We start from the raw sequence: 23,932 nt of genomic DNA, 5'->3' as shown, positions 1-23,932 counted from the left end.
TATACTATCTTTGCGGCAAAATTTAAGACATGCAGCGCGGAGGTAGAAAAGGCAATCCCAAAAACAAAGGCGGTAACTTTAAAAAGTCACCAGCCAAAAAAGCGGAGTCCAAAGAGCAATCTGGGATTCGTTTGAATAAGTATATCGCTAACAGCGGAGTTTGTTCCCGCCGTGAGGCCGATATGTATATTGCCACGGGTCAGGTCATGGTCAATGGCAAGGTAATTGACCAAATGGGATTCCGAGTTCAACCTGGAGACGAGGTGCGTTTTGACGGTGCGCGAATTCAGCCAGAACCTAACGCCTATGTCTTGTTGAACAAGCCCAAAGGCTTCGCAACCACTACCAGTGAAGAGAAGGGCAATACCGTTATGGATTTGGTCGGTAATAGCACTAAAGCCAATATAAAACCGATCGGACGTTTAGGGCGCAATGCTACTGGATTGTTGCTTTTTACTAACGACGCGAGCATCAATACTAAATTCACCAATTCTCCCAAGGCGCCTGGACGCTTGTTTCATATTGAGTTGGACAAGAACTTAAAAGCAGAAGATCTGCGTAAGATCAAAGAAGGTTTTAAGATCGACAACAAAGAGGTAATGGTGGAAGACATCTCCTATGTGGATAAAGCCCCTAAAAAGGAGGTCGGTTTAAAGATCAAACATACCGGAACCAGCATTGTGCGTACCATTTTTGAACACTTCGGATATCAAGTGGTGCGTATGGATTGTGTGACCATCGGGAGTTTGACTAAGAAGGATCTGCCTCGAGGCCGCTGGCGTCATTTGACGGAGCAGGAAGTGGCGTACTTGAAGATGCTCTAAACCCAATCCGCTTTAAATCCCAAATAAATACTGCGAGTACTACCAAGTATTCTATCGCAACCATATGCAGCTTTTCATCAAAGCCTTTATGTCCGTATGCGCTGTAGGATAAGAAGATCATCAATGACCAAACCAAGGCAAAACGGTAGCGTGTAAAGATGGAGAGCAACAATGGAGTTGCTACATACCAAGGATGCACTGTAGTTGAAAGCAAGAAATAAAAGCTAACCGCCAAAAGAAGACCGCTAAAGAGGTCTTTTGGACTGCTGATCTTTCTAAACAAACCGAGCAAACACAACACGCTGACAATGATCAGCGGTAGGATCTTGCCCACATCGGCAATAATATTCCAACCTACAGTTTGATAGCCTATCCAGCGAATGATATAATACACACTCGCGTTGAATTCAAAGGTTTGAAACCAAAGGCCAATGGACTTGGAAAAGTTATCCAAGAAGTCCATAGATAAAAAGGCCAAAAAGCTTCCGGCTGCAACGATCAAAGCAAAGCCGTAGAACTCAAAGAGGTTTTTGAAACCACCTTGAAAAGTCTTTTTGGGAATGAAATAGCGGAAGAACAAAGGCAACAGCATCAGCGGAATCAGCTTAACAGAAATAGATAAACCAATCATGCAACCTGCCAAAACATAGTGTTTGCGCAGAACCAGATAGATCCCTGCCAGTAAAAAGAACAACATGCTACCTTCAAAATGAAGGTTACCAGTAAGTTCAATAATGATATAAGGATTTAAAAAATACCAAAAGATGCGCTTGCTGTCCATTTTGAGGTATTCTAAAGCCTTTTTGCCGATCCAGAGAATACCCAAGTCCGCAAGAATTAGCAAGACGCGCATAGCTACTGCCGTACCTAAGATAGAGTTTCCGCCTAACCATGCTGCCAGTACAAAGAATCCTTGGTTTAAAGGTGGATAATTGCTGTAATGGCTCGCATTGAGATCTCCCATTCCGTTGAACAGCGTTTGGGCATCTGGAATGCTTACAGGGTCTTGAAAGCTGCTGATATATTGTTCCGTTAGAATTTCAAAAACGGTGAAATCATAGGGGTTAAGTCCGGTCAGTATGATTCTTCCATCCCAAATAAAGCGGTAAAAGTCTTGCGATAAATTCGGCGTGACCACAATCAGAATCAACCTAAAGGCCAAACCGATCAAAACCAAATGCCAAAACTTAAGCTTGGGATTGTTGATCAAAAGCCCTGCTGCTGCAAATAAAATGAGTACGCCGCCCATCAATTGGCCAAAGTCAGAGCGGTCCAATTCATAGCCCATAAAATAATAGGCTACTAAACTAAAAAGGATCGCCAGCATAGCTGCAGGCGATCCTTGTAGATATGTTTTAAGCGCGTTCAAAAATTAGTCTTTCCACTCAGCAATGAACAGATTGGTGTCTCGTGTTCCGCCATTGTTTCTATTAGACGAGAAGGCTAAGTAGCGCCCATCGTTTGAGAAAACTGGGAAAGCATCAAAGGTCTTTCCGTGTGTGATGCGCTCCAAATTGCGTCCGTCTAAATCAATCATATATAAATTGAAGGGGAATCCACCTGCGTTTTCGTGGTTACTGGAAAAGATGATCTTCTCCCCAGAAGGGTGGAAGAACGGACTCCAGTTGGCATTTCCTAAGTTGGTCAACTGACGCAGATCAGAACCGTCTGCATTACAAATGTAAAGCTCCATCTCGGTAGGTTGCACCAATCCGCGAGCTAATAAGTCCTTGTACTCTTTGATCTCTGCTTCCGTTTTGGGTCGGCTAGATCTGAAAATCAGTTTGGTTCCGTCAGGTGAGAAGAAGGCGCCTCCGTCGTAACCGAGTTCGTCGGTGATCTGGACCATATCGCTTCCGTCTAAATTCATAGTGTACAGCTCCAGGTCTCCAGAACGCGTTGAAGTGAATACTATGCGATCTCCTTGAGGGGATACTGTTGGTTCTGCATCATAACCAGGCTCGTTGGTAAGTTGCGCTGTGATATTTCCTTCTAAGTCGGCCACGAAAATGTCGAAGGAATCGTAAACAGGCCAAACGTACTTTCCATTCTCGCGTAATGGAACTTCCGGACAATTTTCATCCACTAAGTGGGTGGAAGCATAAATGATGTGTTTGTTGTCGGGTAAGAAATACGAACAGGTTGTACGTCCATTTCCTGTAGAAACCATTGGTGGTTGTTTGTCCATTAAATCCTCACCTACATTCAATAAGAACATTTGGTCGCATTCCACGCCCCATTTTCCGTAATCTGCTTGAAACACCATTTGTTTGTCGTCAAAACTCCAATAAGCTTCGGCATTGTTTCCGCCAAAGGTCACCTGTTTGATGCTCTTAAAATGTTTCTCTTCTGGGTAAATGAGGGTATCAGAACTCATCTCCATCATGTTCGGGCGCTCCTCAGCTTTAGGAGTGGCTTCGCTTAGATTTTCAGCAGGGGTTTCGCTTGTATTTTGCTTACAACCAATCAGTAATAATAGTAAAGCAAAGATTGGGATACGGATCATTTTTGAACTAATTTTGTGCAAAAATAAGGATATGAAGGCAATTATTGGCATCCTAGCAGCAATCGCTTTGATCGGTTGTAAAAATGAGGTTGAGACCCCTGTGAGCATGAAAGACGATGTGGCTTTTTTAGCTTCGGATTCTTTAAAGGGAAGAGATACCGGAACTCCCTATGAGCTCATGGCTGCGGATTATATTCAAATGCGCTACGGCGCCTTAGGTCTAGAACCAAAAGGTGCTGGAGGATATTACCAAACCTTCACCTTTACTCCTTCCAACGATCCGCATCGCGAGGCTACCTTTGATACCATTAGCTCAGACGGGACCATCACAGGAACCAACGTAATTGGATATCTAGACAATCAGGCAGAAACTACTGTTGTGATTGGAGCGCATTACGACCACTTGGGAATGGGAAGTGAAGGCTCGTTGCACCGTGGTGAAGCGGCTATTCACAACGGCGCCGATGATAATGCCAGCGGAGTTGCCATCATGCTCAATCTGGCCAAGAAGGTTCAGGATAGCGCTATGACCAAAAACAATTATTTGTTTATTGCTTTCTCTGGAGAGGAATTGGGCCTATTGGGTTCTAATTTCTTTGTAAAGAACCCAACCATTGATCTCGAAAAGGTCACCTATATGATCAATATGGATATGGTAGGTCGCTTGAACGAAGACAAGCAGTTGGCTGTTCATGGTGTTGGAACTTCACCTATTTTCAAGCAAACAATCTTTGTCAATAATAACGATCGTTTTCAGATCTCAGAGCATGAATCAGGTGTTGGGCCGTCAGACCATACTTCCTTCTACCTGCAAGACGTTCCTGTATTGCATTTCTTTACTGGGCAGCATGAAGATTATCACAAACCCGGTGACGACGCAGAAAAGCTAAACTATGAAGGCATGGAAAGCATCTCAGGTTTTATTTTGGATCTGATTAAAGACCTCAGTACTCAAGGAGATCTAGCCTTTAGAAAAACCAAGAATGAAAGTGAGGAAGTGCCTCGTTTTAAGGTTGGTCTTGGTGTGGTGCCTGATTATCTTTACAGTGGAACAGGCATGCGCATTGATGGTGTTTCAGAAGATCGTCCCGCACAGAAAGCCGGACTAATCAAAGGCGATATCGTTATTAAAATGGGAGACTCTTTAGTGACGGATATGATGAGTTATATGCGTGCACTATCGTCTTTTGAAAAAGGCCAATCTACCAAGGTTACCGTACAACGCGAAGGCGAAGAGGTCACCGTAAATGTGGAGTTCTAAGCCCGACTAAACAAGCTTTTAAAGAATACATATCCGAAGCCAATAAAGAGCATCAAGTGGAAGGGGAAGAGTCCAAAATCACCACCTTGGTCTCCCACCACAAAAGCCAGGTACATTCCAAATCCAAAATAGAGCATCAACAAACCTTCAATGATGATGTTTGGAGACAGATTCTTTCTGAGGTATTTATTGCCTTTCCAGCTGTCTTTTAAACTGCTGATGTTGAACTTTGGCGTTCTGATAAACTCGCTCTTTTTACCCAAATGGCCTTCCAGTACTGCGATGGAATTGTGCAGGGAAAAGCCCATGGCCACCGAGAAGAATGTAAAGAACATCCCGACGTATTCCAGGAAGTTCTTCCAACCACCGCCGTAAATATTCCGATAGGTGAACCAATAACAAATAAAGAAGATCACCGTGCTGATCACAAAGAAACTCATCACCACAAAGTATACCTTGAGGTGTTCGTATTCATTTTTGATATAGAGGATAGGAATACTTAAAATGGCTACTATGAGCACGTTTAAGAACATGGTACTGTTCAACAGATGCAGTATGCCGTGGACTTTAGTTTTGGCTGAGATGTTTTGGCTTTTTAAAAGTCGTGAAAGCATCTTTCTAAAGTTCTCTGCGCCACCCTTGTTCCAGCGGAACTGTTGCGAGCGAGCTGCAGAAATAACCACGGGCAATTCTGCCGGGGTCTCCACTTCTTCCAAATACTTGAACTTCCAGTCTTTGAGTTGCGCGCGATAAGAAAGGTCAAGATCTTCTGTCAAGGTATCGCCTTCCCAGTTTCCCGCGTCAATGATGCATTGCTTACGCCAAACACCAGCCGTCCCGTTGAAGTTTATAAAGTGTCCTTGAGAATTGCGCCCCACCTGTTCTAGGGTAAAGTGCGCATCCAAAGCAAAGGCTTGTACACGAGTGAGCAAAGAATAGTCTCTGTTGAGGTGTCCCCAACGGGTTTGTACTACACCAACTTGCTCGTCTTTAAAGTAAGGAATGGTCTTTTTAAGCCAATCCGATTGTGGTAGGAAATCTGCATCAAAAATCGCGATGTATTCGCCTTTGGCGGTTTTTAAACCTTCCTTGAGTGCTCCTGCCTTAAAGCCAACCCGATCTTCACGACTCAGGTGAATAATATCCAGCCCGGTTTTTTGTAGTTCCGCAACTTGTGCCGCAGTTTTGGCAAAGGACTCATCAGTGGAGTCGTCCAAAACCTGTATTTCCAGCTTGTCTTTAGGATATTCTAGCTTGGCGATATTGCTCAGAAGACGCTCCATCACATACATCTCGTTGTACACAGGAAGCTGTACAGTGACGTATGGAACTTCATCACTTTTACTTAGGTCAAACTTGGGAGAATCTTTTTGGGTTTTACGGGCACGCAGATAATTGAAAAGCAGATTCAGCTGTGCCAAGGCGTACATGAAGATCATGATCAAGGCTGCCGAATAGACTATCAATATTAGCGTTTCAAGTATCATCCTTTAAGACTGTATTTAAAAATCCAACCCAAGATTTTTACGCCAGCAAAGATAGCACCTTTTACCGTTCCGGAAACCTTGGAAACCCCTATTCTGTTGCGATACTTCACTGGAAGTTCGCGATAACTGTATTTCTTTTTTAAGGCTTTGAGCTGCATTTCCACGGTCCAACCGTAGGTTTTGTCTTCCATGTTCAAAGCCAAGAGCTTATCGTATTTGATCGCTCTAAACGGGCCCAAATCTGTAAAGCTCGATCTAAAAAACAGCTTCATCAAAGTTGTGGCCAACCAATTCCCAAATACTTGAGGTCCAGTCATAGAACCTGCTTCTCGCAGTTCTGGAACGCGAGCGCCAATGACAAAATCAATATCGTCTTCAATAATTGGAGCTACAAGATTAGTGAGTTCCTCAGGGTAATCGCTGTAGTCTCCATCTAAAAACACAACGATATCGGGCAAGGGTTCAGATTCTGCGATGTAGTGCATTCCTTTTAAACAGGCATAACCGTATCCTTTGCGCGTTTCTTTTAGAACCGTAGCACCGGCTTTGGTTGCGTTAGCCTCAGTTTGGTCCGTGGAATTGTTGCTCACCACGATCACCTCTTGCACCAGCTCAGGGATGTCTGCAATGACTTTGCCTATGGAATCTTCTTCATTATAGGCAGGAATAATGACTTTGATACGGGGATTCATCGAAACGAAACGTCGGGATTATCTCTTTTAAAGGCGCGAACTGAAGTCCATTGTCCCACTTTTTTGTCGGCAATATACTTCTCGGCTAAAATGAGCTTACTGCCTTCATATCGCAGGCAAAACCCGTTTTTTTGGTTGTTTTTGAATTGAAACTTGCTCTTTTTACGGCTGCCAAGTTCGTAAAAAATCCACCAATTCTCCACGCTTCCCAGGACAAAGTGACCTTCTTTTTTCAATTTTCCCTGCGGATAGTAGAAGTGCCAGTAGCCGTGCATGATATCGGCTTTATAATGTCCTTTGGAGGCTACCTTTCCGTTGGGATGATAATAGATCCAAAAGTCAACCTTTTGAGTGTCCATCAACCAGCCCTCTGCTTTGATAGTTCCATCGGGATAATAGCTTTTGTGGTAGGACTTTTCCATACCAAATGCAGCTTGCATTCCCAGAAGGAAAAGCAAGCTGCAAAAGATTATGGTTTTTTGAAGTTTCATTACACAACCTTAGACGAAGCCTCGGGTTGACCCTAACGATTTTCTTCAATAAATTTTCAATTTTTTTAGCGCTGATTTACCAAGTCCATCAGATCAACATCATTTCCTAACAATACATCGTTAGAATTGATACGGCCTTTGGTATCGGCGTTCTCTAGTTTTAGCACGCCACGTGGACAAACTGCTGAACAGATTCCGCAGCCAACACAACTAGCACGTACAATATTGGCACCTTTTTGCGCGTAAGCACGAACGTCAATTCCCATTTCACAATAGGTAGAACAGTTCCCGCAGGAAATACATTGACCGCCGTTGGTGGTGATTCTAAATTTAGAAAATAAACGCTGTTGCAATCCTAGAATGGCTGCCATTGGACAACCCATTCTGCACCAAACGCGATTCCCAAAGATAGGGTAGAAGCCAGTTCCGATTACACCGCTAAAAACAGATCCAATCAAAAAGCCGTAGGTAGATCGTACTTCGTGCGTTTGAAAGATCAATAAATTGTCTGACGCAGCACTGAAGTGCAATCCAATAAGTGCCAAAATGATGACTAAATATCCTATAGCGCCGTAACGTGCGTCTTTTTTAAGTTCGTGTCTTTTGTACTTCCAGATCAATCCGAAGAGAATGGTAAGCACTACTCCTACGGTGATCAAGAAAGTGCCGCGGCTAAACCAGTACTGGCTGCCATCGCCTAAATAAGAATGAATAACTCCAGTTGTGGTCACCACAGCGAACACCAATACAGAATGTACCACCCAGCGTTCTACACGCCAAGCAGATCTGGATTTGTCACTAAGCTGTCTGAAAGAGTCTCCGGCAGTTTCTGCCAAACCTCCACAACCACATACCCAGCTGCAGTACCAGCGCTTTCCGTAACGGTACGTTAGGATAGGCGTGATCACCAAGATAGAAGCGATTCCCCAGATCAGTAAGGTCAGTCCAAAGCTACCGTTGATCAATAATGCGTCTACATTCCACTGGTCAAAAAGGTAGTAATTCAAAGGCCATACGTTCTTAAGGTCGTAATAGGGCAGATCGCCATTCAATCGCGCCATGATCTCTGGAATCAAAAAGGCAAAAACTGTTTGAAAGAACATCACACTTCCGGTACGGATCTTTTCATAACTGTTGTGGCGATACTTCCAGATGAATTTGATTCCGAAGGCAAGAATGGCCAGTGTGTATAGCGTTCCGTAAACAAACCACTGGCTAGCAGGTTGACCTTTCAAGGCATAACTCAGAGGATCAAAAAGACCGATGAGCCCTGTATTTTCTGCGCCTCCGCTGCCTTGTCCTAAAAGTTCGGCAAAAAAGTATAGAACAATATAGAATCCGGTTAAGGCAATACCGGCCACCCAGGCCCAAAAGCCTCGGCTCGAAACCGATTTTAACCAAACTCCGTGATTCTTTATCCCCGGAAGGGTGTCTTTATACAAGGATTTGCTGTAGACTAAAATACCTCCGCCTATAGATAATAAGGCTAGGGCCAGCCACAATCCTTGATTGGGAAGGCTCACATTGAACGTTGCCAAAGTGAGAATACCCAAACCGAACAAACCGAGCAGGGTTCCAATTTTTTGACCTGTTTTCATAGCTACCGGAGGTCCTCCGGCTAAGCTCATGGATTTATCAAATCTACTCATGATTATGCGGTTTGTAATTGTGCGGCGAACGCCTGATTAATATTGTTTTCAAAATGTGCAAAGAACTCGGGGTCAAAGTTCGCTTGTTTTAAATGGGACATAACGTAGTCCACATCGCGGCCTTCTGTGAGCCAGCGGTCAAAAACTTCGTGACGCATGCGGATCCCAAAAGTGTTGATTCCTAAAAACAAGCGAGAGTCTTTGTGATAGGCCACAGTAATACATTTGGTATCGTCTTCATGGGCCCAGTGGAAGTGTTGTTCGTGGTCTGCTTTGTTGCGATCACTAAATACCCAACCGTAAGTCTGGTATTCAATGTCAAAGAACTTAGCAGAATTGAACCAATGACCGGGCTTGTATTCCGTAGGATTTCCGCATAGGGTTTGAGCCAGCGTTTCGCCCATCATACGGCCGGTGTACCACACGGCTTCTATGGGGCGTCTATTACCAATGGCTTCTCGCTGTTCTGCGCAATCCCCAATGGCATAAACATCTTTTGCTGAGGTCTCCAACAAACGGTTTACCTTGATTCCGCGGCCTAATTCAATACCGCTGTCTTTTAAAAAGTCAATGTTTGGTGATACTCCTGCAGTCAGTCCAACTACATCACAGGCCAGTTCTTCTCCAGTTTCATCGATTACCACCGCACGTGCGCGGCCGTTTTCATCGGCGAGAATTTCACGCAAGTTGCTACCCAATCTCAAATCAATGTGATGACTCACAATATGTCGGTTGATCATGCCGCTTTCTCCGCTGGGCAATACGCCGTTCCAAAAACTCTCTTCTCGAACTAAAAAGGTCACCGGAATTCCACGAGTACTGAGCATTTCTGCTAATTCAATACCGATAAGTCCACCACCTACGATCACCGCGCGCTTGCAGACTTTATTATTAGGAGCATTGACCTCTAAAGCGTCTAAGTCTTGTTTAGAATACAATCCTTGTACGCCGTCTAGATCTTGACCAGGCCAGCCGAACTTATTCGGTTTAGAGCCGGTAGCCAATACCAATTTGTCATAATTCATACTGCCGCCGTCTGCAAATTGCAGGCTTTTGTTTGCAGTGTCTACAGATTCCACGAATCCGCGTTTAAGATCGATTCTATTTTCCTTCCAGAACCAATCCTCATAGGGTTTGGTATGCTCGTATTTCATATGTCCCATATAGATATACATCAGGGCAGTACGTGAAAAGAAATGGTCCGTTTCGGCAGAGATGACGGTTATTTTATGGTCGGATAACTTGCGGATATGACGCGCTGTAGTTATGCCGGAAATACCGTTGCCAATGATTACAATGTGTTCCATTTTTGGAGAGTTAGTTGAGCGATCAGTCGTACTTAAAGTTAGTAACATTACACAGATCAGCAATTTAGAATGGCTTTAAATTTTGGAAGTCTTGTAAGGAATTGAATTTTATTACTACGCAAAATTTTTCAAAATATGTTGTAAGTAATGGTTTGTACCCTTCGACCTAAAAGGCATCAAAACCAAAAAGAACTATGAAAAGTTTAATATATATAACATTACTATGGTTGCTACTCCCAGGGATGGCTGTAGCTCAATCTACACAAGATTTCTTTAGTGGGTCGGAGCGCTTTTTTGCCGCTCATGTCACTGACGGAAAAGTAGATTATAAAGGAATCAATGCCGATCCATCTGCCTTGAATGCACTTTTGGATCAGGCCCGCGATATTAAGGTTAATGCCTCAGATGCCGATACGTATCGCGCCTTTTGGATCAACACTTACAACTTGTTGGTGATTAAAGGGATCATTGACAACTACCCAATCAATTCTCCACTAGACAAAGCCGGCTTTTTTGATAAGACCAAATACGCCGTAGGAGGAGAGAAGATCACCTTAAATGATATTGAAAATAAAAAGCTACGTGCTGTATTTAATGACGCGCGTGTGCATTTTGTCTTGGTCTGTGGTGCGCAAGGATGCCCCCCGCTCATCAGTCAGGCCTACACTCCAGCCAATGTAGATTCGCTTTTGGAACAACAAACCAAACTGGCGGTCAACAACCCGAGCTTTATCAAAGTAAAGGGCAAGAAAGTTGGAGTCTCTGAGATTTTTAAATGGTACAAGGAAGATTTTGTGACGAAGGATCAAACCCTAGTTGGGTTTTTGAACAAGTACCGAACTACACCCATCGCGGATGGAGCTAAGATTAGCTATTACAGTTATGATTGGCGTCTAAACGCTCAATAATACATATCCAAAGTCTTCTGTGTGTTCAAGAGTTTGATACGATAACTCTTGAACCACAAGAAGCACAAACTAAAAAAACAACTATGCAAAAGAAAATATTGCTAACGGTCTTCTTAGGACTGATTAGCTTAGGGCTAAGCGCTCAAGACGACGATCAAACAGAAGGTTCTGTAATTCAAACCTTAACCCCTTCTAAATTGATCGGAAAAGGTCAGTATGACCTTAAATGGTTCAACAACCTATACACCCAAACAGAAAGTACCTTTACAGACGGCACGGAGCCTCGTGAAACGTTCTTTACATCAACCTTAGAGGCCTATACCGGTATTGGTGAGAACCGCCGCTGGAATTTAGGGGTGATCTTGGAATTTAGAAGTAATGTGATCGCAGATCGCGGCGCTTTAGAGGTATTTCAATTTGATGGAGAACGGGGAACGGCGCGTTCGGGATTGACCTCCATTGCACCCTCGGTAAAGTTTGTTCCGCTTAAAAACGTAAACAACTTCTCCATTCAAAGTTCGTTTTTTATTCCTTTGGTAGATAATGAAGTAGAAGACGGTGTCTTTTTAGATCAGGACGGATTCATTTGGCAGAACCGCTTCTTTTATGACTATACATTCCCAGGTGGAGATTGGCAGTTATTTACAGAGCTGAATTCTGAATTAAACTTTGGAGATAAAGAGGCCAGTTTTGCCAATAACAGTTTGAGACTAACTCCTGGAGTATTCTTGAGTTACTTCCCGAGCAGTAAGTTTACGGTACTTGCTTTAGCACAACATTCTCAGTTGATCGATCTGGGAAGTGATTTTTCACAAGACTTTACTGCCGTTGGTGGCGGTGTTAAATACCAATTGACCAAAGAACTCAATATCGAAGGTCTGTATACCAACTTTGTTCGTGGGAACGATACAGGACTTGGTGAAACCTTTAATATTGGGTTAAGAGCGGTGTTTTAACCGTGGGTATTTTGTAAATTCATATGCAAATAAAATTGCAGATGAAGGCTACCCTAAAGATTTTTATTGTTGGATTGCTTGGCGCGGTGACATGGAGCTGCGCTCAACAGCAAAAGCAGTTGATCAATGGTGTGAGTTATGTCGCTGCCAGGAATCCGACAGACAATACAGAGGTACAACATGTGCTGAATGTCAATGCAAACTTTGCTGCAGTGATGCCTTTTGGGTTTATTCGGTCTTTGGACAATCCAAACATTATACACAATACGGAGCGACAATGGTTTGGAGAGACTCGTGAAGGTGCTACTCAGTATATCAAAGTCCTTAAAGAAAATGGAATTAAAGTCATGGTCAAGCCACAAATTTGGATTTGGCGTGGCGAATTCACCGGTTATATGAAAATGACCTCCGAAGCAGATTGGAAAACCCTGGAAGCCTCTTACAGCGCGTTCATTTTGGAGTATGCCCAGATGGCGGCAGATACCCAAGCCGAAATGTTCTGTATCGGGACGGAGTTGGAGCAGTTCATTGTGAACAGACCGGAATATTGGACCTCATTAATTCAGCAGATCAAAACCATTTATAAAGGGGAATTGACCTATGCAGCCAATTGGGATGAGTACAAGCGTGTTCCCTTTTGGTCAGAACTCGATTATATCGGCGTAGATGCTTATTTCCCTGTTGCGGACAGTAAAACGCCAAGCGTGGAAGAAGCCAAAGCGGGTTGGTTGCCCTGGAAGCAGGAACTCGCATCGGTCAGTGCTCGAGAGGAGCGGCCGATCATCTTTACGGAGTACGGCTACAGATCTACAGATTTCTCTGGGAAGGAACCCTGGGATAGTGATCACACCAAAACTGTAGTTAACTTGGAAGCGCAGACCAATACCACTCAGGCGCTGTTTGAATCGGTCTGGTCAGAGCCTTGGTTCGCCGGCGGATTCATCTGGAAATGGTTCACCTTTGACGAGCGCATCAATGGCGAGACAGACAGCCAGTTCACTCCGCAGAACAAACCGGTAGAAAAAATCATTCAACAACAGTACGGCAAACAGTGAGAGCAATATTTTGCATGGCGTTTATGCTGCTAAGCGCAGCCAGTTTTGGGCAAGAGGTCTCTGAGATCGTCTTCCAAGAAAACAAACGCTCTAAGACCGCTTTTTTAAAGAACTTGGTAGAGCTACGTCCCGGAATGAAACTGGACTCGGCCCAATTGGAACGCGATGTGAATTTTATGATTCGCCTTGCGGGAGTTTCTCACGCCTATTACCAAGTACATCCCAAAGAGGACGGCACGGTTAAAGTGGTTTTTGGGGTTCAGGACAATTTTACACTCATTCCACAGCTCAATGTTTATACGACCAATGATGACGAATTTGCTTATCGTGTAGGTCTTTATGAGTACAATTTTTTAGGCCGAAACATTACGATTGGCGGTTTTTATCAAGACGATATCTTTTCCTCCTTCGGATTGAATTTTAGGGCGCCCAACCTCTTTTCGCGTAAGTTTGGTTTGGCGGTAAACTTTGGAGACATCACCACCTTAGAGCCTGTGTTTTTGAATGATGGCGATGCCGATTATCGCTACAACAATACTTCTATTGAGGCCTTAGCGCTTTATCAATTCAATTTTTTCCACAGCGCCCAATTCGGAATCAATTTCTTTAATGAAGATTACGATTATGTGGAAGGTGCAACTCAGGATGGAGTTCCCTTAGACTTTGACGTAGATAAGGTCCTTTTCAAGGGTATTTATGAATACCGTAACGTAGACTTCTACTTTCAGTATTTAGAGGGATTCCGCAGCATGCTCAACCTGCAATACGTATTGAGTTCAGATCCTGTTCTGCCTGATTTTGTAATCGGTTGGAACGATTTTATCTACTACAAACGTGTGGGTAAACGCGGAAACTGGGCTTCCCGCTTACGTGTGGGCTTGGCCAGTAATGACGAATCGCCATTTGCGCCTTTTGCCGTGGATAACAACTTGAACATTCGCGGGGTGGGGAACATCATTGATCGGGGTACTGGAGTGATCGTGCTCAATACCGAATACCGTCACACCCTGGTCGACAAAGATTGGTTTGTGCTGCAAGGCAATGTCTTTGTCGACAGTGGAAGCTGGCGCAATCCTGGGGGAGACCTCAGTGATTTTGGTGACAGTCAGAACGTTCGGATCTATCCGGGTGTTGGCTTGCGTTTTATTCACAAAAGAATCTTCAACGCAATTTTTAGGATTGATTACGGCTATGGGATCTCCGATAAGGCAACCCGCGGATTTGTCTTCGGAATTGGGCAGTACTTCTAGAATCGATTCGGAAAACTCAGCACACCTTTCAAATTAAAGGCATCTGCGATTGCCTGATCTTTCAACTTTGTGAATATGCTCGGCGAGTTATAGGTAATACCGTAGGCCGTACGATCCAGTTCGGCATCAAAAGTTATGGTGATCAGTTTATCGGTAATATTGATCCAAGCTGGAATCTCCTCAGCAACCGCTTTGTTCTTAATAGACATCACGCCTTCTAATTGACAGTTTCCGTTGTTGAGATTCACCGGTGCCGTAAGGGTGAAAACAGCCTGAGGAAAGACCTTAACATCAAAGAAGTCTTCATTGCGCAAATGCCTTTCAAGTTTTTTATTCTCTTGAGAAAGACTTTTCATATCTACGGCAACGGTCAAGGCGGTAATTTGGTCGTTTTCTATAGTGATTATGGCCTTGTCGACATCCAAGGTTCCTTCTGGTGCATAGCTTCCCATGGCGGCTTTACCCTGCCAAGTTAGGGGTTTGGTGTTTTTGAGTTCGAGCGTTTCTTGTCCAAGTCCGAAGTGAGGAAACAACATCAAAGTAAATAGTAAAACAATAGCTTTCATAACAAGTTTTTTTAAGGATTTAATAATTGATCGGTGGTGTGAATAGTGGCGTATCCGCATACGCGCTGCCCGTCCTGAGTTTCTGCAATGAAATACCACATGGCCCATCCGCCAAAGAGTCTATCGTCTGTGCGCCAGTTGTCTGTCCAGACATAAGGATGACCTTGCAACAACTCTTGATCTTTGATCCCAAAGCTCTTTTTGAGTTCTTTAAGTGGGTATTTCTTTCTGAGGTTCCATTGGTCGTTGTAATACAGATAAGCGCCGTATTCAATGATCTTTACCGGTGCCTGATTACTCATCACACCCGTAGCGTGTTTCCAATAGTAACGCTCATCAATCTTGACCGGGTGGTTCACTTTGGGGAAGTGCATGACTTCCAAAGCTTGTGGAATCCCTTCCAAGGCTTCTGGGATGAGCCCCTCTGGCGGTGTGCCGTAATTGACTTGAGCAAAGCTCACGGCAGTTACCAAAAGAATCAGGTGCAGCAGGGTTCTCATTAGTTCTGAGTTTTAGTGGCGATCCAGACAGCTAAAAAGTTTCTGTCAATAGCATGAGTAGTGCCGTAAAGTTTTCCTTCTTTGAGGTAGAAGGTTGTGTTGTATGAGCCGCTATTGTCTCCAGAGACCAGTGCGCCGTATACAATCCCAAGTTGTGTATTTAATTGACCGTTGGTCAACTTGACTCCTTCTCTGTAAAAGGTGCCTTCAAAGCTGTTGCCACTGATCTTTTCTATTCGCATCATTGCAAAATTGTCATCGGTGGTGTCTTGTGGACTCATATCCAGTTTCCAAGTACCAATGAGTTCTTGAGTTTGTGTGTTGTTTTGTCCGCAGGCACTTAATGGAATTAAAAAGCAGATTAGTAAAAGAGTCTTGAATGTGTTTTTCATCTGAGTAAATTTTTAAGCGATCGCCAATGGGTGATTCGCAATGACAAGCCAAAGATGCGGCAAGAAATGATGCCAATCGTCTCGATTGGAGAAATGAGACCTGATTAGAAGAAAACTGCAGGTGTCATTTTGAAAAATGAGACCTCAAAAAGCGCTATTTCAGGGCGCTAGGAGATTTTCCCGTGATTTTTTTAACCGCACGATTAAAAGAAGCTTTGGAGTTAAATCCGGCATCAAAAGCCAAACTCAAGAGGGTGAATTGCTCGTTTTTGGGGTCGGCTAAAAGAGTTTTTACCGCTTCAATACGGTAGCCGTTGACAAAATCACTGAACTTGGTTTTAAGGACTACATTAAGTGCTTTTGTGATCAAATAGGATTTGGTGTCTAAGAGATCAGCCAGTTTTTTTACACTCAACTCGGGATCTTTATAGAGCTGCTGCTCTTCCATAGCTGTGGTGATCTTATCGGCTACTTGTTGCAGCTGATCCAAGTTCTTATCAGAAACTGTTGCATTGCTTCTAAAGGCGTCTTCATTGCGGCGGGAGAACCCTTCCAATCCCATCCAATAGGTAATGGCTGCCATTCCCACAAAAACAGGATGCCCATAAAACAGATTGCTGTTGTAACTGAAAAAGAAGTAATCGATCCCAATACCGATCAAATAGAGTGCGGTAAAAACGAGCAGTACTTGAATCACGCGCTTGATCCAAACGACCCGCTCTGGAATGATTCGAATTTGGGGATCGTTCAAAGCTTCATTGAGCACCCTAACAGACTTACGGGCATAAATAATGATCAAGGTCGCTGAGATCACAAACATAGTCGGGTAGTGCATCCAAACTACATAACCCCAATAGCCTAGCCAGCTCAGACTTTCTCGGGTGCCATCCCAGTAAAAGTTCTGACTTTTGATAAAGAAACTCCAGATAACCTCAATGATCACGGGAAGGAAGTGCAGTAAGTGTATGCGTTCTAATTTGAACTTGGGTCGCACATAACTCAGCACAAACAAATATAGCAGTGGTCCGTAGACCCAATTGTATTCCAAGAGCACATGATACCAGAAGTCATAGCGTCCCAGTTCAAAGATCTTCATGGTCTCAACAATGAGCCGGTAAGAGAAAAAGAAGAGGATCGCGGCCAAAAATCGATTGGCCAAAGCATGTGGTCCTTGACTGCGCCAGAGAATGATCCCAAAGGTTATGCCTTGAATAGCTCCTGCACAGAGCAATACGACCAATAATACTTCCCAAGCTTCCACTTCTTTAAAGATAGTGAAGTTGTGCTATTTCGCAAGGTGTTTTTGATAGTAGGCGTAAAGGTGTTCTGGTCCGGCTCCGCGACGGTGTTTGAGCTGGATCATCCAGAAATGGTACTGCAGTTTCCAAATTCCGGTCTTTTCGTAACGTCTGCAAGAAGTGACCAGCGTTTTAGGAATCACCGTGAATTGTCCACGTTTGTAAAGGGCTTCTATGAGCATATTGTCTTCAAAGATGCGGTAGGATTCATCAAAACCACCTATGTTTTCAAAAAGCTCCCGTGTAATGAATTGGCTTTGATCTCCTCCGCGACAGATCTTCCAGTTCAGTCTAGTAAGCCATCCCGCCAAGCGCAACCACCAATGGGAAGAATCAAAACGCATTCTAAAACAACCGGCCTGGTTGTCTCGTTCCACCTCGCGATAAATCAAGGCATCAAAACCTACTGGAGGCAAACTATCTGCATGTAAAAAGTAGAATATGGCGCCAATAGCATTTTGTGCTCCCAAGTTCATTTGGACAGCTCTTCCTTTTTCCGAAGAACTTATCCATTTGAGATTAAATTCCGTGTGCTGATTGTGGTAGCGTTCAAACTCTTTTGCTGATTCATCAGTACTTCCGCCATCAATGATAAGTACCTCCACCTGCTCAGGGAAGCTCATTTGCTGATACAGATGTTGTAAAAGGGTATAGAGTTGGTCGGCCTCATTGAGCACCGGAACAATTATACTGAGTTTGGGTGACTTATTGTTCATTCAGGGACCAATCGTACTCCAAAAATTCCAAAGTGGTCTCTGGAGCAATTTGTACATCGCTGTATCGATTGATGAATTCTTTTACACTTGGGGTTCCATTGGCTAAATAATCCTTCGCATACCAATTGAAAAGTTGAGATACTTTGGCCTGATTTTCTGAGATCTCGTTGCGCTCAGAATTGATAAAGTCACGGGTGACCAGGTTCAATTGGGCGTCAATGTCATTAGCAGTAAAAGCTTCATTGAGCAATTTTGGGCATGAAAAAGACGCGCAGTTGATCGCAAAGTGGATCCGCGGTTCGTTCATTTTTCTAAGCAGACTGTTCTCTATGCCACCAAGGCTGAGATTTTTATTTCCTACCGGTACAAAAGCTTTGGTCCAAGGCCCGTCTAAGTCTTTGATACTTGCAGTTGGGTAATTTTCCAAGATCAACTTGATGGTATAGGCATTGTACAGGTTGATATAGTAAGCCAATTGCTCTTGCACAGACCAGGTCTCATCCGGCTGAAAACTCGAGAGATAGCTGCAGTAAGCATCTAAATCCTTTTTATCTTCTTGAAAACCTTTATAATTTACAAATCCGGCTTCATCTACATGTTTCTGCAGCAAAGTGGTCCAATTGCTGTGGTCCAACATTTCAGAAGACGTATTGCTTGCAGCGGTAAGATTTGCTGGAGCTTTCTTAGCAGAAAGCCCTTGTTTGCTGAGTCCAGCGGCTCCTAAGAGACCACAAGATTGCAGACTCAAAGCCACAAAGCCAACTAAGGCAAAGCGAATAAGTAGGTTTTGGGTTTTCATGGGATTTGTATTAGCAACAACCGCCACCGTCGTAATGCCAAGTAGACTCGCTGATGTAAATATCATCACGGCCCAGATCTGCCAAATTACCAGCGGTTTTATCACAAACGGCAATGGGTTGATTCTTTAATAGGATGTGTCCTTTTTTGTCATCCAAATATTCTTCTTCTCCAAAGTAAATCGCAGCTTTTCCTGTAAAGACACACGGACCGTCTTCTGGCATTGGGTCTTTGATGGCAGCTACTTCTATACTTTCAATATAGATGAGCTCGTCGGTCGGATAGTTCTTTGGATCCAAGATGCGATAAGGCTTACGCGCTCTAATTTCGATAGTTCCAAAACCAGCATCAGTCAAGGCTTTTACATATTCTGAAATTGGTAAACTTCCGCTCAAGCAAAGGGCACGCAGACGCTCGTCATTACGCAGCGTATCGTTCATTGGCTGCTCACAGGTCGGGTCACTCATCACCAAGCGTCCGTGTGGTTTTAGCACGCGATACATTTCTGCAATGGCTTGTTTTAGATCGTCTTCTTTAAAGATATTGAACAAACAATTCTGAGCCGCGACGTCCACGCTATTGTCTTCTAGTGGGAGGTTCATCGCGTCACCTTTGCGCAACTCTACAAACTCACTTTTAAACCATGGGTTTTGAGCTTCTGCTTCAATAAAGTTCTTCTTAGAGGCTTCCAACATTTCGTCCACCACATCCACACCAATTACTCCACCTTTTTGGCGTGAGAAATAGCTGAACTGCAACAGCTCCATACCTCCACCAACTCCTACGTAAAGGATCTTAGGGTCGTTTACCAAATCACGAGCGTGAACCGTGCTTCCGCAGCCGTAGTTCATCTCTTGCATGATCTTTGGGATCTTCAGCCCGGGCAATTCCCAGATTGGATTGGTGGTACAACACAGCCCTACATCTGGTGTTAGTGCTGCTTCTTTATATACATCGTGGGTTGTCTCTAAGTAACTCATAGTGGTTTGTTAACGTAAGTCTCAGTCGTGTTTGATTAGCTGACCTTACTGCATTTTACAGTGATTCTATCAGGCCTTTGAATAAGGCTATCATATCCGGTTCTGCTTTTTCTGCCATTGCGATGATCTCCGGAATATCAACGGGCTGCAAATTGTCTGGATCGCATTCGTCTGTCAATACAGAAACTGCGACAACTGGCAAACGCAAATGATTGGCCACAATGACCTCCGGTACGGTACTCATACCTACGGCATCGGCTCCAATGATCTTGAGGTAGCGATATTCTGCGCGCGTTTCCAATTGCGGGCCTACAACGCTGGCGTAAACTCCTTTGTGCAATTGAATCCCAGACGCTTTGGCTAAAGCTTCAAGAGTTGTGTTGATCTCGGTGTCGTATGGCGCTGCCATATCTACAAACCGCTCTCCCAACTGATCCACGCCGTTAAAAGCAAGTGGTGAACCTCCTTGCAAATTGATATGATCATCAATAAGCATCAATTCTCCCTTTTTAAAGTTGAGGTTGATGGCGCCCGCTGCGTTGGAAACCAAAAGTTTCTTAATGCCCAAAGCATGCATGATTCGCACGCCATAGGTCACATCCTGCAAAGTGTATCCCTCATAGACGTGAAAGCGTCCTTGCATGATGATCACTCGTTTTCCCGCTAAGGTTCCATATAGGAGTTTGCCTTTGTGGAAGGCCACGGTAGCAGTGGGGAAATTCGGGATCAAATTATAAGAGATCTCCTTTTGAATCTCGACATGTTCTGGCAAGCGTTCTAAGCCAGTTCCTAAAATGATTCCGATCTCCGGATTGTCAAATCCTTTGCCTTTTAAAAAATCAGTGGTTTGTTCTATCAGGTTTATCATTGCAAGTGTTCAGGTATAAATCGTTGGAATTCCGCTTTGTCTTTAATGTCCTCAAAATAGTCAATATCATTACGAACCGGAAGACTACTGAAGTTTTTATTCAGTAAATCATTGATAGTATCCATCATCACGGTATCGGTTCCCCATTCTTTGTTTTCAAATACTTCTGGGATGAGGTGGGTCATGCCTAAAAAGTAGTAACCTCCATCCTGCGCAGGGCCAATAACGGCTTCGTACTGGTCTAAAAGCTCCAGGCCGTCAATCAGATCTTTACTCTGCAGATCAAAAAGGTCGCTTCCTATAATGGCCAATTTTTTATAGCCTTTAGCAAACAATTGCTCAAAGGCTGCGCGCATCTTTAGGCCTAGATCTCCCTCACTTTGAACCTCTTTTTGGTAGATGTTCTCATCCCAGCGGTCGTTGTGATGAACTTTCTCAGAATAGAATACATACCGATCAAAAGGCAGGTTTTTGGAAATGGAAACCGTATGATCTAACAAAAATTGATAAACCTCCAAAGCGTTTTGATCACCAATGGTGGCCGCTAAACGTGTTTTGCATTTGCCCAACTCAGGATTGCGCGTAAATATGATTAAAGCTGAATCAGTCATGTACAGCGGTTCCTTTAAGTAAATATTTGCCCCAGCTTGGGCCGTAGACATGTACGTCTTCCGTGGGTTGCTGATCCATATTGTAGACTTCAAATTCGTTATTCTTCCAAGAGAGAATTCCGCCTTTGAGATTGTGAACGTTGGTGTACCCTTTTTGCAGCAGCAGTGCACCAATGTCTTCGGATCGCACCCCAATGGTACAGTACACGATGATCTGATCCGCCTCTTTCAGGGACTTTTTAGCCTCTTTGCTCAGTTTGAAATCATCATATCCCACAAAAATGGCATTGGGTAAATGACTGGTTTGGTATTCTGCTGTTTCTCGAGCATCCAAAACCACCACTTTTTGATCTGATTCTAAGGCAGTCGCGGTTTGGGAGGCCGTGATATAAGGCACAGAGTCTTCATTATACTTTTGGAGCAACGCATCCCAATCTTGTTGACCATAGGCCAAAGAGCTAATCAGCAGCAATAAAAACAGTAATCTTTTCATTAGGCAACGGTTCCCTGACAACTGCTTCCTGCACCCGCAGTGCAGCCATAGCAGTGTTGAGAGATCACAATATTTCTGTTTTGAAGTAAGTCCTCATTGTACTCCGAGATGTGTTTTACCTTGGAATTTACAGGTAACCCTAACATTTGATTGAAGTCACAATCATACAGGTAGCCGTCCCAACTTATGGAAAGCGTATTGGTGCACATCACATTGGCAACTGCAGCTGGATTAAAAGCTTCCACCAATTGATACATATAGTCCTCGTAGTTGTCTGAGGCGATTAAATAATCCAAAAAGCGCGAGATCGGCAAATTGGTAATGGCGAACAGATTGTGGAACTGAATTCCAAAATCTTCCATCAAAGCCTTTTTAAAATCCTTTTCCATACTGGCTTGATCTCCGGGTAAGAATGCTCCAGAAGGATTGTAAACCAAATCTAAGCGCAACGAACTGTCTGGCATACCGTAGCCACGGTCATTGAGTTCCTGCAAAGCTTTTATGGATTTGTCAAAAACACCGTCACCGCGTTGCTTGTCCGTTTTGCCACGCGTCCAGTGCGGCATAGAAGAAACTACGTGAATGTTGTGTTTCTTAAAGAAATCGGGGAGGTCGTAGTACTTTTTATTGGCGCGAATGATCGTTAGGTTGGATCGAACAATAAAATCCTTAATACCTGCTTTGGCGGCTTCTTCCACGAACCATCTGAAGTCTGGGTTCATCTCAGGAGCACCTCCGGTAAGATCCAATGTATGCGCACCTGTATTGCGAATCACATCCAAACACTGCTGCATGGTTTCACGGGTCATGATCTCTTTCCGATCCGGACCTGCATCCACATGGCAGTGCTCACAGACTTGATTACACATATACCCAACATTGATCTGAAGGATCTCCAATTTGTTTGGACGCAAAGGAAAATGTCCTACGCCTTTGATCTTATCGGCAAAAGTGGGCAATTCTCCATCGGCAAAAATACCGTTGGACAAAAGTTCCAATTGCCTTTGCGCGTTGGCCAATTCGCTTTCGCGTTTCTTTAAGGATTTTGTCGCCATAAAAGCAGTGAGCTACATGCTCAGTTTATTGTATTTGTTCATCATTTGAACACCATGAACGAGTGTGGCTCCGCTCTCAATAGCCGCTCCAGCATGAACCGCTTCCATCATTTCTTCCTTGGTGATTCCTCGCTGTAAACCGTCTTTGGTGTAAGCGTCAATGCAATATGGACATTTAACCACATGGGATACGGCTAAGGCGATCAATGATTTCTCACGGGCAGACAAGGCGCCTTCTTCAAAAACTTTTCCATAGTAATCGAAGAATTTGGTTCCGAGTTCTTCACTCCATTCGGTGATCTTTCCAAATTTGCGCAGATCGGCAGGATCGTAATAAGAATTTGCCATAAGTTCTCTTTGTTTTACATACGAGATTTTGCTCGTTCTGGTTTTGTAATTCGTAAAGATACAAAGGTAGTCTCGCTATGGGGGAATAGCTTACGCAGAAATATGACTTTTTTAGCCCTTTCGGTAAAAGGCGCTCATTTCTAGTCAAATGTATAGGTTACCCCAGTGCTGAAGCGGTATTGTGAGTTGGGAATCCCTACAGCAGGGAAGGCGTCATAAATGAACACATAGGTCGCATTCAAGTTTAGGTTTTTAAACATTTTGACCAGTAGGGTTGATTCTGATGAGATCCTAAAATCAGACCATTGGTCCAGCTGTGGTTGGTAGTAGGTGGTGCTAACGAAACTCACATTTTCGTTAGGATAAAGGCTGAATGATAAATAAGAACTCAAACGCACATCGCGCTGGTTTGGCGTGATCCCATCGGCTACTTCCTCGTATTCAAACATCACCAGATTCCCCAAATAGAACTTGTAATTCTCAGAATTAGAAATCTTGTAGCGCGGTCCAGTTCCCAAAAGCCCTCTAAAGTCAATTAAAGCCACGCGGTTGTACTGCCCTTGAGCAAAGGCTTCCCAACGCCAACGGTCAGAAAGCACATAATTATAGCGCAGGTGAGTGATTCCAAAATTGGAGAAATCGTCTTCGTTGAGTTTTCTAAAAGCGATTTGATTTTTGATAAGAAACAATTGTTTTTCGGTCTTGTATTGCACATGTATATCAGACCCCAAACTGATAATATCATTCACGTTTCTCACCAAGGCAAAGTTCACGGTCGCAGAACCAGACCAGCCTGAGGTATCGGTTACTTTTCTTAAAGATTCAGCGTTTAGAATTTGAGCTTGTGCTTCAGAAGTGAACAGCAACAAAAGCATCAGCAGCTTTTTCATGATTGTTTGGTTGGTGCTGCCAATGTACTAA

Annotated in this window: 26 protein-coding genes; 6 read left to right on the top strand and 20 right to left on the bottom strand. The window is 43.8% G+C overall.

Annotated features, from left to right (window positions below; translation table 11 throughout):
• Window positions 1–29: 29 nt before the first annotated feature.
• Window positions 30–824 carry a pseudouridine synthase gene (locus tag ACSLP7_RS08830; protein ID WP_291183135.1) on the top strand — a complete coding sequence of 265 codons (795 nt, stop codon included), beginning with the start codon at window positions 30–32 and terminating at the stop codon, window positions 822–824.
• Here the strand turns inward: ACSLP7_RS08830 and ACSLP7_RS08825 are convergent.
• On the bottom strand, window positions 751–2,193 hold the full coding sequence (locus ACSLP7_RS08825) for a glycosyltransferase 87 family protein (RefSeq protein ID WP_435578951.1): 1,443 nt from the start codon (window positions 2,191–2,193) through the stop codon (window positions 751–753). The genes ACSLP7_RS08830 and ACSLP7_RS08825 overlap by 74 nt on opposite strands.
• Before the next feature lie 3 nt (window positions 2,194–2,196).
• Window positions 2,197–3,330: a TolB family protein gene (locus tag ACSLP7_RS08820; RefSeq protein ID WP_435578950.1), complete on the bottom strand. Its 1,134-nt coding sequence runs from the start codon at window positions 3,328–3,330 to the stop codon at window positions 2,197–2,199.
• Window positions 3,331–3,361: 31 nt separating this feature from the next.
• On the opposite strand from ACSLP7_RS08820, the gene ACSLP7_RS08815 reads away from it, so the two are divergent.
• A complete protein-coding gene (locus tag ACSLP7_RS08815) occupies window positions 3,362–4,591 on the top strand; it encodes a M28 family peptidase (protein WP_435578949.1) in 1,230 nt (409 codons plus the stop codon).
• Here the strand turns inward: ACSLP7_RS08815 and ACSLP7_RS08810 are convergent.
• From ACSLP7_RS08810 to ACSLP7_RS08790, 5 genes are all read right to left on the bottom strand, one after another.
• A complete protein-coding gene (locus ACSLP7_RS08810; RefSeq protein WP_435578948.1) occupies window positions 4,588–6,078 on the bottom strand; it encodes a cellulose synthase family protein in 1,491 nt (496 codons plus the stop codon). The genes ACSLP7_RS08815 and ACSLP7_RS08810 overlap by 4 nt on opposite strands.
• A complete protein-coding gene (locus tag ACSLP7_RS08805; protein WP_435578947.1) occupies window positions 6,075–6,770 on the bottom strand; it encodes a glycosyltransferase family 2 protein in 696 nt (231 codons plus the stop codon). Before ACSLP7_RS08805 ends, ACSLP7_RS08810 begins: the two co-directional genes overlap by 4 nt.
• Complete coding sequence (locus ACSLP7_RS08800; RefSeq protein ID WP_435578946.1) at window positions 6,767–7,192, bottom strand: toxin-antitoxin system YwqK family antitoxin; 426 nt, start codon at window positions 7,190–7,192, stop codon at window positions 6,767–6,769. The genes ACSLP7_RS08805 and ACSLP7_RS08800 overlap by 4 nt, the downstream gene beginning before the upstream one ends.
• A 134-nt stretch (window positions 7,193–7,326) precedes the next feature.
• Window positions 7,327–8,910 (bottom strand): 4Fe-4S binding protein, encoded by a 1,584-nt coding sequence (locus ACSLP7_RS08795; protein WP_435578945.1) that lies wholly within the window; start codon window positions 8,908–8,910, stop codon window positions 7,327–7,329.
• Window positions 8,911–8,912: 2 nt separating this feature from the next.
• Complete coding sequence (locus tag ACSLP7_RS08790; protein ID WP_435578944.1) at window positions 8,913–10,217, bottom strand: NAD(P)/FAD-dependent oxidoreductase; 1,305 nt, start codon at window positions 10,215–10,217, stop codon at window positions 8,913–8,915.
• Window positions 10,218–10,411: 194 nt separating this feature from the next.
• Between ACSLP7_RS08790 and ACSLP7_RS08785 the strand changes: the two genes are divergently transcribed.
• The 4 genes from ACSLP7_RS08785 to ACSLP7_RS08770 all read left to right on the top strand — a co-directional run bounded on the left by ACSLP7_RS08785 (window position 10,412) and on the right by ACSLP7_RS08770 (window position 14,386).
• Complete coding sequence (locus ACSLP7_RS08785; protein WP_435578943.1) at window positions 10,412–11,125, top strand: DUF547 domain-containing protein; 714 nt, start codon at window positions 10,412–10,414, stop codon at window positions 11,123–11,125.
• Window positions 11,126–11,208: 83 nt separating this feature from the next.
• Window positions 11,209–12,081, top strand: coding sequence for a hypothetical protein (locus ACSLP7_RS08780; RefSeq protein ID WP_435578942.1), 873 nt, complete (start codon window positions 11,209–11,211; stop codon window positions 12,079–12,081).
• A 41-nt stretch (window positions 12,082–12,122) separates the two neighbouring features.
• A complete protein-coding gene (locus tag ACSLP7_RS08775) occupies window positions 12,123–13,136 on the top strand; it encodes a glycoside hydrolase family 113 (protein ID WP_435578941.1) in 1,014 nt (337 codons plus the stop codon).
• Window positions 13,133–14,386, top strand: coding sequence for a POTRA domain-containing protein (locus ACSLP7_RS08770; RefSeq protein ID WP_435578940.1), 1,254 nt, complete (start codon window positions 13,133–13,135; stop codon window positions 14,384–14,386). The genes ACSLP7_RS08775 and ACSLP7_RS08770 overlap by 4 nt, the downstream gene beginning before the upstream one ends.
• On the opposite strand, the gene ACSLP7_RS08765 is transcribed toward ACSLP7_RS08770, so the two are convergent.
• The 13 genes from ACSLP7_RS08765 to ACSLP7_RS08705 all read right to left on the bottom strand — a co-directional run bounded on the left by ACSLP7_RS08765 (window position 14,383) and on the right by ACSLP7_RS08705 (window position 23,901).
• Complete coding sequence (locus tag ACSLP7_RS08765) at window positions 14,383–14,952, bottom strand: YceI family protein (protein ID WP_435578939.1); 570 nt, start codon at window positions 14,950–14,952, stop codon at window positions 14,383–14,385. The genes ACSLP7_RS08770 and ACSLP7_RS08765 overlap by 4 nt on opposite strands.
• An 11-nt stretch (window positions 14,953–14,963) precedes the next feature.
• Complete coding sequence (locus tag ACSLP7_RS08760; RefSeq protein ID WP_435578938.1) at window positions 14,964–15,452, bottom strand: hypothetical protein; 489 nt, start codon at window positions 15,450–15,452, stop codon at window positions 14,964–14,966.
• Complete coding sequence (locus ACSLP7_RS08755; protein ID WP_435578937.1) at window positions 15,452–15,844, bottom strand: hypothetical protein; 393 nt, start codon at window positions 15,842–15,844, stop codon at window positions 15,452–15,454. Before ACSLP7_RS08755 ends, ACSLP7_RS08760 begins: the two co-directional genes overlap by 1 nt.
• 154 nt (window positions 15,845–15,998) lie before the next feature.
• Window positions 15,999–17,105, bottom strand: coding sequence for a helix-turn-helix domain-containing protein (locus tag ACSLP7_RS08750; protein ID WP_435578936.1), 1,107 nt, complete (start codon window positions 17,103–17,105; stop codon window positions 15,999–16,001).
• A gap of 24 nt (window positions 17,106–17,129) precedes the next feature.
• The gene (locus ACSLP7_RS08745; protein WP_435578935.1) at window positions 17,130–17,858 is read right to left on the bottom strand and encodes a TIGR04283 family arsenosugar biosynthesis glycosyltransferase; all 729 of its coding nucleotides are present in this window, start codon (window positions 17,856–17,858) and stop codon (window positions 17,130–17,132) included.
• Entirely contained in the window at window positions 17,848–18,657 is an 810-nt protein-coding gene (locus ACSLP7_RS08740; RefSeq protein WP_435578934.1) for a DUF547 domain-containing protein, read from the bottom strand. The genes ACSLP7_RS08745 and ACSLP7_RS08740 overlap by 11 nt, the downstream gene beginning before the upstream one ends.
• A 10-nt stretch (window positions 18,658–18,667) precedes the next feature.
• On the bottom strand, window positions 18,668–19,636 hold the full coding sequence (gene arsM, locus ACSLP7_RS08735; RefSeq protein ID WP_291183609.1) for an arsenosugar biosynthesis arsenite methyltransferase ArsM: 969 nt from the start codon (window positions 19,634–19,636) through the stop codon (window positions 18,668–18,670).
• 55 nt (window positions 19,637–19,691) lie between these two features.
• Entirely contained in the window at window positions 19,692–20,504 is an 813-nt protein-coding gene (locus ACSLP7_RS08730) for a purine-nucleoside phosphorylase (protein ID WP_435578933.1), read from the bottom strand.
• Entirely contained in the window at window positions 20,501–21,115 is a 615-nt protein-coding gene (locus ACSLP7_RS08725; RefSeq protein WP_435578932.1) for a TIGR04282 family arsenosugar biosynthesis glycosyltransferase, read from the bottom strand. The genes ACSLP7_RS08730 and ACSLP7_RS08725 overlap by 4 nt, the downstream gene beginning before the upstream one ends.
• Window positions 21,108–21,608 carry a rhodanese-like domain-containing protein gene (locus ACSLP7_RS08720; protein WP_435578931.1) on the bottom strand — a complete coding sequence of 167 codons (501 nt, stop codon included), beginning with the start codon at window positions 21,606–21,608 and terminating at the stop codon, window positions 21,108–21,110. Before ACSLP7_RS08720 ends, ACSLP7_RS08725 begins: the two co-directional genes overlap by 8 nt.
• Window positions 21,608–22,663 (bottom strand): arsenosugar biosynthesis radical SAM (seleno)protein ArsS, encoded by a 1,056-nt coding sequence (gene arsS, locus ACSLP7_RS08715; RefSeq protein ID WP_435578930.1) that lies wholly within the window; start codon window positions 22,661–22,663, stop codon window positions 21,608–21,610. Before arsS ends, ACSLP7_RS08720 begins: the two co-directional genes overlap by 1 nt.
• A 12-nt stretch (window positions 22,664–22,675) precedes the next feature.
• On the bottom strand, window positions 22,676–23,011 hold the full coding sequence (locus tag ACSLP7_RS08710; RefSeq protein WP_272831521.1) for an arsenosugar biosynthesis-associated peroxidase-like protein: 336 nt from the start codon (window positions 23,009–23,011) through the stop codon (window positions 22,676–22,678).
• 140 nt (window positions 23,012–23,151) lie between these two features.
• Window positions 23,152–23,901, bottom strand: a complete 750-nt coding sequence (locus tag ACSLP7_RS08705; RefSeq protein ID WP_435578929.1) for a DUF481 domain-containing protein — start codon at window positions 23,899–23,901, stop codon at window positions 23,152–23,154.
• Window positions 23,902–23,932 lie beyond the last annotated feature (31 nt).

The sequence above is a fragment of the Gilvibacter sp. genome (genome assembly GCF_965601605.1).
In the GTDB taxonomy this organism is placed as follows: domain Bacteria; phylum Bacteroidota; class Bacteroidia; order Flavobacteriales; family Flavobacteriaceae; genus Gilvibacter.
This window is presented reverse-complemented; position numbering and strand designations above follow the sequence as displayed.

Coding starts and splice junctions, on each gene's coding strand:
- ACSLP7_RS08830 (WP_291183135.1), top strand. CDS start 30: ATGCAGCGCGGAGGTAGAAAAGGCAATCCCAAAAACAAAGGCGGTAAC.
- ACSLP7_RS08820 (WP_435578950.1), bottom strand. CDS start 3,330: ATGATCCGTATCCCAATCTTTGCTTTACTATTATTACTGATTGGTTGT.
- ACSLP7_RS08815 (WP_435578949.1), top strand. CDS start 3,362: ATGAAGGCAATTATTGGCATCCTAGCAGCAATCGCTTTGATCGGTTGT.
- ACSLP7_RS08810 (WP_435578948.1), bottom strand. CDS start 6,078: ATGATACTTGAAACGCTAATATTGATAGTCTATTCGGCAGCCTTGATC.
- ACSLP7_RS08805 (WP_435578947.1), bottom strand. CDS start 6,770: ATGAATCCCCGTATCAAAGTCATTATTCCTGCCTATAATGAAGAAGAT.
- ACSLP7_RS08800 (WP_435578946.1), bottom strand. CDS start 7,192: ATGGAAAAGTCCTACCACAAAAGCTATTATCCCGATGGAACTATCAAA.
- ACSLP7_RS08795 (WP_435578945.1), bottom strand. CDS start 8,910: ATGAGTAGATTTGATAAATCCATGAGCTTAGCCGGAGGACCTCCGGTA.
- ACSLP7_RS08790 (WP_435578944.1), bottom strand. CDS start 10,217: ATGGAACACATTGTAATCATTGGCAACGGTATTTCCGGCATAACTACA.
- ACSLP7_RS08785 (WP_435578943.1), top strand. CDS start 10,412: ATGAAAAGTTTAATATATATAACATTACTATGGTTGCTACTCCCAGGG.
- ACSLP7_RS08780 (WP_435578942.1), top strand. CDS start 11,209: ATGCAAAAGAAAATATTGCTAACGGTCTTCTTAGGACTGATTAGCTTA.
- ACSLP7_RS08775 (WP_435578941.1), top strand. CDS start 12,123: ATGAAGGCTACCCTAAAGATTTTTATTGTTGGATTGCTTGGCGCGGTG.
- ACSLP7_RS08765 (WP_435578939.1), bottom strand. CDS start 14,952: ATGAAAGCTATTGTTTTACTATTTACTTTGATGTTGTTTCCTCACTTC.
- ACSLP7_RS08760 (WP_435578938.1), bottom strand. CDS start 15,452: ATGAGAACCCTGCTGCACCTGATTCTTTTGGTAACTGCCGTGAGCTTT.
- ACSLP7_RS08755 (WP_435578937.1), bottom strand. CDS start 15,844: ATGAAAAACACATTCAAGACTCTTTTACTAATCTGCTTTTTAATTCCA.
- ACSLP7_RS08745 (WP_435578935.1), bottom strand. CDS start 17,858: ATGAACAATAAGTCACCCAAACTCAGTATAATTGTTCCGGTGCTCAAT.
- ACSLP7_RS08740 (WP_435578934.1), bottom strand. CDS start 18,657: ATGAAAACCCAAAACCTACTTATTCGCTTTGCCTTAGTTGGCTTTGTG.
- arsM (WP_291183609.1), bottom strand. CDS start 19,636: ATGAGTTACTTAGAGACAACCCACGATGTATATAAAGAAGCAGCACTA.
- ACSLP7_RS08730 (WP_435578933.1), bottom strand. CDS start 20,504: ATGATAAACCTGATAGAACAAACCACTGATTTTTTAAAAGGCAAAGGA.
- ACSLP7_RS08725 (WP_435578932.1), bottom strand. CDS start 21,115: ATGACTGATTCAGCTTTAATCATATTTACGCGCAATCCTGAGTTGGGC.
- ACSLP7_RS08720 (WP_435578931.1), bottom strand. CDS start 21,608: ATGAAAAGATTACTGTTTTTATTGCTGCTGATTAGCTCTTTGGCCTAT.
- arsS (WP_435578930.1), bottom strand. CDS start 22,663: ATGGCGACAAAATCCTTAAAGAAACGCGAAAGCGAATTGGCCAACGCG.
- ACSLP7_RS08710 (WP_272831521.1), bottom strand. CDS start 23,011: ATGGCAAATTCTTATTACGATCCTGCCGATCTGCGCAAATTTGGAAAG.
- ACSLP7_RS08705 (WP_435578929.1), bottom strand. CDS start 23,901: ATGAAAAAGCTGCTGATGCTTTTGTTGCTGTTCACTTCTGAAGCACAA.